13 protein-coding genes are annotated in these 13553 nt (G+C 33.4%); 6 read left to right on the plus strand and 7 right to left on the minus strand.

Translation table 11 applies throughout. The annotated features are described in order from the left end of the window. Positions 1-1880: 1880 nt before the first annotated feature. Positions 1881-2060, plus strand: a complete 180-nt coding sequence (locus NFRAN_RS01570) for a hypothetical protein (protein ID WP_134482775.1) — start codon at positions 1881-1883, stop codon at positions 2058-2060. Between the two features lie 1558 nt (positions 2061-3618). On the opposite strand, the gene NFRAN_RS01575 is transcribed toward NFRAN_RS01570, so the two are convergent. Beyond that, positions 3619-4457 (minus strand): IS5 family transposase gene (locus NFRAN_RS01575; protein WP_134485554.1). Its coding sequence is split into 2 segments (ribosomal slippage): positions 3619-4124 and positions 4124-4457, totalling 840 coding nucleotides; the frame shifts between segments, so codons are not numbered across the junction. Positions 4458-4896: 439 nt separating this feature from the next. On the opposite strand from NFRAN_RS01575, the gene NFRAN_RS01580 reads away from it, so the two are divergent. Continuing rightward, positions 4897-5118 carry a hypothetical protein gene (locus NFRAN_RS01580; protein ID WP_172602034.1) on the plus strand — a complete coding sequence of 74 codons (222 nt, stop codon included), beginning with the start codon at positions 4897-4899 and terminating at the stop codon, positions 5116-5118. A gap of 303 nt (positions 5119-5421) precedes the next feature. Here NFRAN_RS01580 and NFRAN_RS01585 read toward each other — a convergent pair whose 3' ends face one another. Further along, the gene (locus NFRAN_RS01585; protein ID WP_197731084.1) at positions 5422-5622 is read right to left on the minus strand and encodes a zf-TFIIB domain-containing protein; all 201 of its coding nucleotides are present in this window, start codon (positions 5620-5622) and stop codon (positions 5422-5424) included. 1130 nt (positions 5623-6752) lie between these two features. Here NFRAN_RS01585 and NFRAN_RS01590 point away from each other — a divergent pair. Then, on the plus strand, positions 6753-7313 hold the full coding sequence (locus NFRAN_RS01590) for a hypothetical protein (protein WP_145987985.1): 561 nt from the start codon (positions 6753-6755) through the stop codon (positions 7311-7313). A 71-nt stretch (positions 7314-7384) separates the two neighbouring features. Here the strand turns inward: NFRAN_RS01590 and NFRAN_RS01595 are convergent, their stop codons facing one another. The 3 genes from NFRAN_RS01595 to NFRAN_RS01605 form a co-directional block, all read right to left on the minus strand. Next, positions 7385-7687: a hypothetical protein gene (locus tag NFRAN_RS01595; RefSeq protein ID WP_134482778.1), complete on the minus strand. Its 303-nt coding sequence runs from the start codon at positions 7685-7687 to the stop codon at positions 7385-7387. Between the two features lie 768 nt (positions 7688-8455). Further along, positions 8456-8668 (minus strand): hypothetical protein, encoded by a 213-nt coding sequence (locus tag NFRAN_RS01600; protein ID WP_134482779.1) that lies wholly within the window; start codon positions 8666-8668, stop codon positions 8456-8458. 228 nt (positions 8669-8896) lie between these two features. After that, complete coding sequence (locus tag NFRAN_RS01605) at positions 8897-9427, minus strand: nitroreductase family protein (RefSeq protein WP_134482780.1); 531 nt, start codon at positions 9425-9427, stop codon at positions 8897-8899. A gap of 152 nt (positions 9428-9579) precedes the next feature. On the opposite strand from NFRAN_RS01605, the gene NFRAN_RS13505 reads away from it, so the two are divergent. Next, positions 9580-9720: a hypothetical protein gene (locus tag NFRAN_RS13505; RefSeq protein ID WP_172602036.1), complete on the plus strand. Its 141-nt coding sequence runs from the start codon at positions 9580-9582 to the stop codon at positions 9718-9720. Between the two features lie 178 nt (positions 9721-9898). On the opposite strand, the gene NFRAN_RS01610 is transcribed toward NFRAN_RS13505, so the two are convergent. Next, positions 9899-10564, minus strand: coding sequence for a GNAT family N-acetyltransferase (locus NFRAN_RS01610; RefSeq protein ID WP_134482781.1), 666 nt, complete (start codon positions 10562-10564; stop codon positions 9899-9901). 319 nt (positions 10565-10883) lie between these two features. Between NFRAN_RS01610 and NFRAN_RS01615 the strand changes: the two genes are divergently transcribed. Beyond that, entirely contained in the window at positions 10884-11762 is an 879-nt protein-coding gene (locus NFRAN_RS01615; RefSeq protein ID WP_232037909.1) for a polyprenyl synthetase family protein, read from the plus strand. Between the two features lie 216 nt (positions 11763-11978). On the opposite strand, the gene NFRAN_RS01620 is transcribed toward NFRAN_RS01615, so the two are convergent. After that, positions 11979-12746, minus strand: a complete 768-nt coding sequence (locus NFRAN_RS01620; RefSeq protein WP_134482782.1) for a tRNA (adenine-N1)-methyltransferase — start codon at positions 12744-12746, stop codon at positions 11979-11981. 87 nt (positions 12747-12833) lie between these two features. Here NFRAN_RS01620 and NFRAN_RS01625 point away from each other — a divergent pair, with 87 nt between their 5' ends. Beyond that, positions 12834-13529 (plus strand): hypothetical protein, encoded by a 696-nt coding sequence (locus NFRAN_RS01625; protein ID WP_134482783.1) that lies wholly within the window; start codon positions 12834-12836, stop codon positions 13527-13529. Positions 13530-13553 lie beyond the last annotated feature (24 nt).

Genomic DNA, 13553 nt, shown 5'->3' on the forward strand with positions numbered 1-13553 from the left:
AAATCACATACAAGTGAAGTTAATGCATTTGCACAAATTTCATTATAACATATTGTATAGGTCTAAAATGAGGGAACTTGGCGCGGAAGCCCTGCAGGGCTTCCTATTTGGACATTTAATTAACATAGCCAAAAATTTTCATAATTAAGTTCCTTTTCCTTTATTGTCGTTATTTACTTAACTTCAAATCGAACGCTACGTTTCGGAGTCTTGAATAACAACAGTATACTGTTTTGACAAATCAGGAGAATAATAGATATCAAAAGTGATACAGTAAAGATCCATATTTTTAAAGGATTCTTTGGCACTAATGTGAATATATGTAGAGGCAAGACCCTTGTGACAAATTCGGCATCTTATAAATAATTCAGTATCGGAATCCCATTATTTGATCTTTGAGGTTTTTATTTTTTTTAAGCATAATTAAAAATGAATAGATTCAATGTTTATAGACAAAACCTTGCTAACTTTTATAATTTCGGAAAACTAATAGAATCGAAAATAACACCGATGGATTATTTGATTAATCAAGTATGTCTCAACCAAGACAACGTATCAAAAAATCAAATAATCAGTAACATTCCTTTTTCTCCTTCGTAAAATTCATTATCCGCGTTACTGTTTGGAACTAAATTGTATCCACAGTGAAACATTATAAAGTATACATCTCATTTTTAAACACAAAACGCTAGGAACAATCACATCTCCAATAATTTCATAAGGCTATTGTATCACTGGTACACTCCCTCAGCTGCATCCTCCATCACATCGTCCAAAAGGCTCAATGGATTTTTGGACTTTTTTTATAACCAAATTATTCTAACTAGTAATTGTCAACAAAACCCTTTATTTAATTTTAACATTCTATTCCATAAGTAACGCCATTATGGTTGGGAAGAATAGTTCTGTGCAGCTTTCTGACTTAGTCCTTAGAGTTATGATATTTATGAGAACAGCTAGAAATCATTCTTTACATTAGCTGTTTATCTCATCCTTTTCAGACCGTTGACTAGATAAAGTAGATTCATAGGTCTATAAAATGTTCTATCATTTTTTCGGAGATGAATTGTTTGGTGATAAAATAATAATATATTCGTCAAATTACTAGCTAAGCAATTAGTCATTTAATAACACTTATCTTTCTTGTAAATTGTTATAGTCGCATGTGTTCTATCGTGAAGATAGAATCAAAAATTAGAGAAATAATAAACAGAGAAACAGAAGCATGGAATCGACAAGATATTTAAAAATTGCATAGTATTTTTCATCCCGATATGGTTTGGCCATGGCACAGAACACCAAAGTCACATGACCCAATCCATTGGGTAATGGAATTAGGTTGATTTAATTATCAACGTTGGAGTAAGATCTATAGTCAATTATTTGATAATCATAGGTTAATACATAACAATAGGACAATATAGAAGACAAAAATCTCAAAAGAAGGTGATGGCGCGTTTGCAGTAGTTGATGTTGACACCCTATGGAAGAATAGGCGTACGGATGAGGATTTACATTGGAAATGCAGGGTGTGTAAGATATATACAAAAATCAATGCTGAAGAATGGAAATTGATAGCATAAACAAGAGTGCTTGAATATGATAGCAAAATCGGGCAAGAATATTTAGATGAATGTCCAATCTGACAGTCAAATGTGATGAACTAGACGTTCAATACATATTTGCTGAATCATACCATTTGTATGCGAATAGGTACCAAACGAGATCTATCCGAGTCACAAGAAGATGATATTTTTGTTCTGAAATTATAAAAAAAATGAAATATTGCTGGTACAAGTTCCTATCGATTCTCTTCTATTCTTACAGTACCATTGTAGTTAACATTACCGTTAAAACTGAGTACCACCAAAGGTTTAAATGTGACCCTGCTTATTGCACTGATTTTAGCTATAGATTCTGAGTACGTTGCATTTGCTCGTTCCCCTCAAGTGATAACGCCTGTATCTCCTTCTACTGAAATTTCTGCATCTATAGAGGCTGTAATACTTGAATTACCAGGATTAATCTTGTCTCCAAATGTAACCCCGCCATTTTTATAGCCCTAAACATAACCTCGCCGTTGCTGCTAGGTGTTCCCTTATCTGTAGACCAGACGATATAGATGTTATTTCAGATATTAAGGCTAAGACCTGTAAATTGAAATATGTCTCACCCTATTGGACATCCACTTTATTGTGTAACCGTATTCGGTATCCAATCTTTTTGTTTTTCTAAATTACGTACAAAGTCAAAGTTTTCTTCTTATCGTTACTTTTATAAGATTATTATGGCGAATAAATCGAATATTGTAGTATACTAGTAACGCTACAATTCTATCGTCTACTCTTCCTGTTACAAGATATTACTGTTACTATATAATATGACAATTATTTAGTTTATTGTCAAATGGACGTAATTTCATGGCTTATCCAAATTCGATGTAAGAGAGCATTTTTATCGAATAATAAATAAGATGTAATGTCGAAATTGCGCCAAATTCATGATCGAAAGGATATCATATTATTTGAATTTGTTACCTATTTCCTAAGGTTTATTACTGTATTTGACGAAATATGATTATACATGTCTGACTGACATGTATCAATGTGTGAACTGGTTTTTCGTCTCGTCAATGAGAAGCGGATCAAGTTCACGTATTGAAGTGGCCAGACCCGAGACTTCTTGTCTCATCATCATGGTTCTGATCACTTGTCTCTCACGGTTTTCTTCGAACCCGTGAGTCCTCTAGTTCTTTTACCTCCTGCAAATCTCCATCATGTTGGCCCAAAGGCCTATTAAGGCTTTTGGGCTTTTGTTAAAAGCAAGTCACCAATATAGCATGTTGTAGTTCAGGTAATCCAATAGGTAAAACATACAAGATCTTAATACCAAGATATACTTAATTGTTAAATAGGGCAAAAAATATCATCATCCTTGCTCCCAAATAAATCTAATATTTTTATTAAATTCAGTCTATTCTGTCAATGTTTCCACTATTAAGTTTCACATCATCATCACCATCTTTAATCTATTCTCAGAAAGATGAGAATTTAATATTATTTTCTCCTCGTGCAGTATATGAAATATTCATGACCGATATTCCAAAAGGTAAGGAAGAGAGAATGCTACAGGTTTAACTTCGGTTATTGGACCTGTGCAAAATAATTCTACTGAAAACGTAGTAGATATAAGAATTAACATCACTTTATTTGATTCAGAAAATAACATTATAAGATAGTTAACAGGATTGTTTCTGGTCCTTTTACCGTCTATCAACGAAATTCTAGAGTTTTAATTTTCTAATGAGTGTAGAAGAATTTAACAATTATATGGCTAGAGCATATGCTCTACGAGCTTCTTGAAAAAAACAGCAGGAGCATCTATCGTAGGGCACTATGAGGATTTAAATGAAGAATTCATCGCGTAGGTACATTTTACTGGACTTGATTTTCTCTTAGAACTTCATTAAGTAGGGTCACAACCTAAAATTGATAGCGAAAACAAAATATCCATTAGTATCTAGTTAATTCCTGTTACACAACTGCTAACAATAAAATTTTGGATGTGAATGTAGGTAGGTTGTCCCTAATGGAGAATTTGTTATTATTAATTTAGAGCCTATCCCAAAATTAACTTTCTATAGATGATTATACTACAAGAGAACTGTGCTAGACCAAGATAGTTTTCATCCTTCTTTTCATATCGTGTGAAGAGTTTCCTAAACCTGTTATGCCATGAATTCGTTCTCTCTACAACCCATCTCTTGGAAGAATATTTCTTACGGTTTGGCATTGATATTTCTTTGCCAATTTCACCTTTCTTCCCTTTTTTCTTCTTGATTGGAATGTGCAGAACATATCCTCGTTTGATTAATTCCTGTTCTTCCTCTGCAGATTTGTATCCCTTATCAAGACACAGATGTTGTAATCGTCGTCGTCGTCGTCTCGATCTGGATAATGATTTTGGTCTTTTTATTACTGTATTATCGACTACATCTGTTACCAGATTGATGTCGTGAGTGCTAGCAGGTGAAATTACAACCGATAGAGGAATACCTTTCTTCTCTGTCAAAATGTGTCTTTTTGTGCCTAGTTTGCTCCTGTCTGTGGGATTATTTCCAGTCTTGGCCCCCCTAAAGATGACTTTATGGATATACTGTCTATGGATTGCCACGTCCAGTTGAGACCAATTTTATCATCATAATCTTTCAATAGTTTGATCCATGCATTTTTAAATACATCCAGTTTATTCCACTCCTGAAATCTCCTGTGACAGGTAGAACCTGAACCATATTCTTTTGGAAGCATCTTCCATTGGCACCCCGTTCTAAGAACGTAAAGGATCCCATCCAGTACTTGTTTATATGGAATAATCGGTCTACCCACAGTTTTTGGAGGCTTTTCTTTAGGCAGTATCTTCTTAAACTCGTCCCATAATTCATCGGGAATCCTTCTGATAGTAGGAAGGGTGTGTTTTGCTTTGTCTTCCTTAGTCTGGACACAGATCACGGTTTACCAAGACAGATAAGGAGCTATATTTCTATCGAATTTTGGGATAGGTTCTTAGTACTTCATATCAATAGCAGCGCTACCTTAGTAGCGCATGAAAGTTACTAAGAGATATTTAATCAAAACCATTCCAAGGTGGAAAAGGTGTTGATTACCAAAATTAATAACACAGAATAAATAATCATTTAAGATCTGATAAAAAAGTCAATCAAATAATGAAAGTATATCTGTATGTTGTTGTAAGTAAGATTGTTTATAATATTTAGAATTCCTAAACGGGTAGATATATTAAAACAAAATGATCATATGGTGTATGTTGTACTGTATAGTCACCAGTTTGAAGGATTTTCGAATATCGCTTTTATTTCTAGCATTGCTTTTGATTCCTTTGACATTAAGTGAAAATATGGCTATTGGACAGCAAGAACTACAGCAACTTCATCAGCAGGCTCAAATTACTAATTCTCCAGTAAACTCCATCTGTCAACTCATTCAGGATAATAGCCTCATTGTGGGCCTTGCAGGACTAGATCAAACAGTAAACATATGTAATAACTTGAGCACGATTATAATGCCAATCAAGCATTATCTGAGCTATGTTCTATCGTAGCCAGGTCTAATATTATCAACGTAGAATCCTTCTGTAATCAACAAAACCTAACTCAGGAGCAACAACAACAGCAGGCTCAATCTTCAAACAACGCTAATCAAATTCCAGAAGCCAACCAGGATAAAAGTAAACAAAGCAGTATCTCACTACAGACTCAGCAAGAACAATCAGGCTCAATAATAGATAGATTGTTAAACATGCTATTTGGGTTTCTCAATTTTGGTAATTAAATCAATAGCAATGCTAGTTAGGTAGTGATTGAATTACTTGATGGAAGATATCAATCAAAGTCAAATAGATCGCCTAAAAAGCCCTTTTTTTTAGCTTTCTTCTATGGTAATAATCATCATCATAATCCATCCCATCATGGCACTTCCTAAAGTGATCATCTTCATATCTCTCCTGAATTCTAGTTAACTTTTCCAGTTCTCCTCTGTCTAACCACACTCCTTTGCAACTAGGACATTGATCTATTTCTACACCCATTCTACTACTAATTCTCATTTGAGAGGAGCAATTTGGACAAATTAAATTCATTATTATATTTTGTGATTTATGCTTTTTATAGTCCACACAGGCCAATTATTTGAGAAGCGATCACATACAGATATCAAGACGAATAATACAAAACCAACAGTGCTTTAGTTTTGTAAGCAGATTTGCAAGAGTTTTTAAATTCTTTACTATTCATAAGATAAATGATAATTTGACCAGCCAATGCAAAGACTAGATCTATAATAGCTCGTCCATATGGATAAGCACCCTAAGATGAACGAAGTTTTAAGGCTATTGACCAAAATACTAGAAAAGGGATTGCAAGACAAGGTGTAAAGTCTAAATAAAGCCTCATCTGCGACCCAATTATTTTTGCAGTCAAAGTAATGTAATTACGGTGGATAACACCAGTATGAATCAGTTATGACATAATATACCACCTAATGACAATTTATTGACCTAAACAGTATTATCATTCATGGGAGGAACTATTCAGAATTTCAAGCTCCATGTCTATATATTTAAATACTTTCAATTACAGTTGTAAGCATGCCCACACCTCTATCAGTTATGGTAGTGGATAATGAAAGGAACGAGCAAAACTATTCAATGCTTTTTTAGTACTCATTGCATTTAATTGCAAATACCTTACTTGCTCTCTGTTAATCCTTCATAACTTTAGAAACGACCCAGGTAGTTATTGTCTAGTATTTGCAGATTAAAGTATGGCAAGACTTCATGGATCCGAACCTGCCAAGCGAATCTATCATTATAGTAAAAAGGTAATGAACATACTACAAGCAGATTTTTGGTAGAGCAAAACATCGTTAGCAATGTGAAAAAAGACGATGTAGGAATATCTACATCTTACCCGTGTCATAACTAGAAACTAAGAACATAATTTTAAATTTGATGGACCGAATATATAGTAACTCGAGAAGAGAACTATAAAATAATCCAGATTTCTTATTGTATTGATTCTTCAAAAAAGATTTCCGCATAACTATTGGTCTCTTTCGCCAATTTACAAATACGATGAATTGTAATTACGGCAGATCAGATATAGTGTATCCTTAAGAAAAAATCCTAACTTTTATGATAAAATATATCTATATCATTCATGGCTAAATGATATGGATTTGAAATCATATTATTTATTCTCAACATTCTCCTTTTTGCTCATATCTATAAATATTTCACTGGCTATTGCCCAGCCATCATGGGAATTATATGAAAATGAAAGTTGTGCGATTTCACTGATGCATCCCTACATGGAAGACAAGATATCACAAGCTTCCAGCGGAACTTTTCAAATATTCATCACCAAAGATAACAAAGATCCTGATTCGTTAAATATGAATATCACGGTTTCTTGTTTAGATAAGCGATTGCCCATAACAGAACAATCCATGAACTTGACAATGTCAGGGTTAGAACAGGAATTTGAATTAGTAACTTATGAAGAGAATTCATTAAATAAAACTGCAATTGATGGAGAAAAATTAAGCTTCGTTACAGTTGGCGGACAGATTGAGAGAGGAGAGTTGTTTAACGCGCAAACAGTGGCCGAAATAAATCATGAAAATAACACTTATATCATACGCATTTTATCCGTAGGTGATGATGGGTTGAGTGGTTTTATCAACAACCACAATTATTTAAAAGATAATATCCTTAGTTCAATAAAATTCCTAAATTGAAAAGTTCTTTTACTGGCTTGATAAAAACTTAAAGAGATGTAACTAAAAGAATTTTAATGATCAAATGTTGATCATTTAGTACGCATTGCATGGGTTTCATAAATGTTCATCAAGATTAAAGTTAATTTTGAATAAAATTTCTCTAGCTTAAAATCATCCCAATAATCAATCGGGCCAGTCGATAATCCCTCAATTTTGATTTCTTTGGACTCTTCCAACCCATTGCGCACTGGTCGCTCTTGTTCTCGAACAACGATCCTGAGACCCATGTCATGAAGAATGTAGTCATTAATTGGAAGTCTTAATAACAAATAATTACATTCAGTTACCAATCGTTTGTGCCTTTCAGAGCTCCTTAAGAGAGATGACGCCATTACTTTAAAAATACTATCATCAATAATTATGCGTTCAAGAGAGTTATATTAAAAATTTGATCTATAAGAAAATTCTACCAGCATGTAGCAAAAAACCATATAATAAAATTTTGGTCATAATATTATTATAGTATGACAAAAGGTTTCTTGATACCCATTCATTAATTTTTTGCCATTGGACAGAATCACGTCTAATTCTAGTCCACTAAATTGTATCTTAATTCTTTATAGTGTTTGAGTATAACCATCTAATACTAATTGAGACAATCTATTTTTCAGAATATGAAATTTGAGATTATTAAAAAATCATTTAATTCCAATAATTAGTTTAATGCGAATATCCAGAATTACATGAGTTTACAATACTTGCGTCAGGAGAATAACAATGGTCCCCCTGAAATGTATTTTGGGAATTCCTTATGCGGTTATCATATCTGAGGTTAAAATCAAATCCCAAGAAACCATCATAAGTTGCCATGAATACGCTGTTTATTGAAAAATATGACTGTAGTTATTATTAAAGAAAAAACAAATACTTTAGTATGTTTCTTTGGATTCATGACTTAAAAACAGGATCATCTTATATCCAGCTTTTTATTTTCTCGAAATCTTGTAAAATAAGATCAATATATTTAATCATAAGACATAGTTTTATATTGATTAAAGTTAGGACCTATTTGTTCATTTGTAAATCCTTTTTCCGAAGGAGTGTAAATGTCTCATTCTTAGCCTAACGGACCCTGATTGTATCAAGCTATACAAGATAGGCTATCCTTCTGGAGGATACGTTACTAAATTAAGATGTTGGAAAGTTAATCCTTCACCGGTGTTTGAGAAACCTTTTAGGAGGTCTAATTCCTTGGAATCCAAATGACCATAAATTTGAGTTTCAGGCAAGTAATTATCAACAGAAGAGAGCAAGAATAAGATCAATATTAGAGTAGGAATTATCGTAATAGAACAAAACGTGCGTAGTCGCATGATAAAGATTCGTCATCAAAGCTTAAAAATATTTTCTTATATGCTCTAGATATACCTACATCTTATAATCACACTATGATAAAAAACCACCTTTTGTTGAAGATAAATATATGAGGGTGTAAATAGATATCATCGTGATGTATCTATTTACATAGGTAATAGACTGGATCCTGTTATTAATGAGACCCGTATTCATGATATACGATTAAGGATGGTCACCTTTTTGAACTAGTTGTGTGTATTCGTGGTTGAAATACCATATTCTTCAAAAGAAACTAGCTCAGTTAATGGTAGCCTATTTTTCTTTTTAGTCTTTCCTGTAATTTTACGCTTTGGGTATCCAAATCCTACTACTATAACAGGTTTGTAATCTACAGGTATAGCAAAATCATCTCGGATTTTTTGTTCATCCATACCAGTGAACAAAGCAGATCCTACACCAAAATTCCATGCCGCAAGTTGCATATTTTGCACAACTTTACCCGCATCAATAAGATGAAAACGGAAATAAGGATTAGTTATTATAATTATTGCGAAATTGGCTGCAGATATCCATTTTCCACTAGTACTATCATTAGCTAGTTTTCCAAGGTTATTCTGATTTTGTACCACTACAAATCTCCAAGGTTGGGTATTTAATGAGCTGCCCGTCAATCTAGCAGCCTCTAGAATCTTTAACCGAATCTCAGATGGAACTTGTGTTTTTTCATCGAATTCTCTTACCTCTAATTTAGTCACTATACAATCATAAGCATCCATGGTATTCACTCACTATTTGATTATAATAACAGTTTCAGATAATCTTATAGATCATAGTTAGAGTTAATTACCTAGTTCACAACATTAAATATGTAATATCTTTTTGGATCGTAATAAGACCACTAGAGGAAATATTTCACTTAAATACGAATTTGGTTGATGACAGCTTAACTAACCTTGACGAGTCAGGAATTTTTAAGACAGCTAACTTGTTAAATGCAAAAAAAAGCTCCCATGAAATTCCATTATCCATAGATCTGAATTCTAATGGCCCCACTGCAATCTTTGATTAGGGAATTAGTCCTCAGAACAATAACAAAATTGTAGAAATACCACAACGACTCAAAATATGTTCATAAGGGCAGATTAATAAATATCATATTACTATATAACAAAAATCCTTATGCGCTTGGTAGAGAAGATTCAATGAATTGTGGTCACCATGTCTACTGATATAAACCTTATTCTTGGTCAACTGATACTCGCTGTATTAAAATGAGGGTTTTTCCATTCTATAAAGCTAGCATAGTTAAGTGAGCGAGCATCCTCTAAGTAATTCGTGAGTATCTTTATGAACCTAAAGCCGTTAATTAGATCGAAGCTTAGTACAAGATCGTGAATCTCACATCTTACTACTTTAAGAGCGTATTCCAAAGGTGTAAATTCGTTAGCATAATCACAATAATTGTATAACCTTCCTCCAGCAATCATCCGTTTAAGATTAAATTTCATTGTCACATCCTTACGTCCTTGATAAAGCTTATGTCCGATTCCCTTGTGTCTCACCTTAGGATGGGTTGAAATATCAGCACCATAAAGACTATCCCCTTTGTACGTATGTGTTGTTAACATGCCATCAGCAGTGATATCTTTCCAAGTGTGATTAGCATATTCAGGAACGAGATCAACAATTAGACTAGTGGCAGAGCCAACTATTTCTCCATCCAATTCAGCAACTAGTTGACCCTCAGGAAAAATTTCTAGGTGACTCCGCAATTCATCTGGATGCCATATATTTCCTATTTTTGCAAGGTCAGCAAAGGATTCTTCTTGCAATTTTACTATTGCAGGTATATCTTTCTTAACTGTTCGTCTAACAATAACGGAATCCGAATTCAAAACATAAAATGAGCTCATTTAAACTTGGTAGGAATTAGCTAAAGATTTATATCTTTAGTATTTAAATGTATTCAATTTAGTATCAATCGATTCTGAAGACGGCATTTCAAGCTCGTTGATAAAAGATATTGGTCTTTAAGATCAATGTGCCTTACAATTTTTAGCAAACTTCTAAAGCTATCTTTAGTCACAATATTTTTAAATTCAACCAGTTAGATGATCTAATCAATAGAACTTTATTGCGCTATCAACTTGCAGAACTTTAGTTCTCAGCACTTCCTGAAAACAAGCATTAATAAGTTCATGTCAGATTATTTATGTAGGCTAGGAATTATTGTTGAATGAAAGAGATTACCAATTAACTCCGTTCATTGAGAGGTTTAATGAATATATTGAAAAGATAAATGATTCATTATCCAAAGAAATTGAATGCTATTCATGGTCAGAGTTCTATTTACCGTTAAAATATGCCTGCCAAGGTGGTAAACGTATAAGACCCCTAATTCTGAATTTAGCTGCAGAAACTATTCTTGATAAAAGCATAAGTTCAATGAACTCTAAGGTCGCTGATAATATTTTCTCTGTGTCCTCTGCTATAGAATTATTACATACAGAATCCGTAATACATGATGATATAATTGATTCAGACAATATTAGAAGAGGACAACCTGCATTCCATATTAAGTACGGACATAATGCAAGTATCTTAACAGCAGATTTCATTTTAGGAATAATTTTGAATATTAGTGCTAAAACAAACAACAGCCATGTAACGCGCGAACTATCTAAAGCATCTATAAAAATGAGCGAGGGTGAAATGTTAGAATTAAGGCTGGTGAAGAATCACAAAATTTCCCAGAAACAATATATAAACGTGATTGAGAATAAAACAGCTTCACTTTTTGAGGCAGCTGCTAAAATTGGAGCAATACTTGCAAATGGAAATGAAGATCAAATAAATGCGTTGGCAAACTTTGGAAGGCTATTGGGGATTGCCTACCAGATACATGATGATATAATTGATTATAACAATGAAGAAAGGCTTTTCAATATCCTAGTCAAACAAAGTGAGCAAAACAACATTTTTATCGACATAATGGAGAATACCTATTTAAATTATTCGGAACTCGCAAGAAAAGAACTCGAGAGAATCGAAGGAAATAACAGATCAAAAAGAATCCTTCAGGATTTAACAAACTTGAGCTCATTTTCATAATCTCCGATCTTTGCGTGCAAGTCGATCTATTACAATTATCCATTAACAATAATTATCAAAGATTTGAAAGCAAACTCTATTTAGTCATGGATTTTTGATCTTGTATGATTATTATTTCGAATTCCGAAGTGATAAAATGAATTGCAAGAAATTACTGTCACAAATACAAAAACAAATACAAAGAAATAGCAAATTTAATGTTACTAATACTGATATCTACTTTAGTACCTTTCTAGCAAACCCCAGGTATGTAGTATGACCAATCATGCGCATGGAAGGTCGAGTCTTTCCTTCTCTTGCTTCTATTTTTCTTATAAAAATTTCTACACAATCTACATCAACAAAACCACCTCGAAAAAAGCTTGTTGCTAAATTCTCTAATTGATTCATAGTTGGACAAATACAAACTACCGATGCTCCACTCTTCATGACAGGGTGGACTATCTCAAGATATTGCCAAGGATCCCCCAGATCGATAATTACCAAGTCAATGTCTCTTAACAGGCCAATACTTTCTGGTTCATACTTTCGTTGAGTGACATATGGGATCATCCCCGATTTCTCTAGATTCTTCTTAGCTATAGACATAAAGTCTTCATTAATGTCAAATGTATGAATATGACCATTGGGCATTACAATGCTTGCAAGAAAGGTAGAAAGAGCAGCACTACCGGTTCCTATTTCCAATACCTGAAATCCGTTCCTTAGTCCAGTCCTTGCCGCAATGTAGCCGTAGTCTTTGGGGTAAACAATCTGGGTTGTTCTTTGGGATTTCATTACAAGATCAAAAGTAGTAGGAGGTAGCAGGAAAATTCGCTTATCTTTATTTGTATACACACTAGAGCCGTATTCTAATCCCACTGAAGCTCCTACATCTATAATTCCTAAATGAGTATGAAGTTTTTTTTCTTTTTCGGCTCTTATCAACCACTTTTTGTCACTATTGAAATAATAAAGTACTAGTGATCCTTCTTCAATTAGCACGCATCTTTGTTGATTCCTAGGTAAATATATACATACTATTTACCATTCAACAGAAGATTAATCTAAGAATCAAACTCTGTAAGTGACATGGAATTAAGTAGAGGTAAAATTCGAATTTGGAAAGAATCTGAAGTTAAAAAGATCCTAATTGTAAAAATGATTATGACATTAGGATTGTTGACAGGTACATCATTTATTAATTCAGGTCTAGCCTTAGAAATCATACAACAAGAGATGGTACAAGATGAGAATGGTTTCTTGCACTTAATTGGTCTAGCTCAAAATAACGAGAATAAAACATTAAAAAACATATATGTAATTGGAACCCTGATAGGTAGTAACAAGACGCCATTAGCAAATTATAGTAACCAAGTAGAGGTTGATCCATTGAACCCATCAGAAAAGACAGCTTATGATATAATGATTTACGATAAGGATCAAAACGACTTAATTCATGACTATTCTATTGCTTTTACTGCCAACTTTAGTAATAGTAAAAATATAAAGAATCTAGAAATACACTCACTAAGCTCGCGTTATGACTTGCTAGGGTTTTTTTACATAAGCGGCAGAGTTACTAATGAGATGGATTCCATCTCTAACAATACAATTGTGATTGCAGCAATTTCAGACGAGGATCAAAATCTTCTAGGTATTTGGAAGGCACAAACTGAGCCATACAATATTCCTCCATCAGCTACTGCATCGTTTACAATTCCCATAACGGATAATACGCAAACTTCAAAGATAGCCAACTATACACTTTTCGTCAATAATTCGTAATTCACATATCACGACTTGGTCAGC

It is taken from the genome of Candidatus Nitrosocosmicus franklandus (assembly GCF_900696045.1).
GTDB lineage: Archaea > Thermoproteota > Nitrososphaeria > Nitrososphaerales > Nitrososphaeraceae > Nitrosocosmicus > Nitrosocosmicus franklandus_A.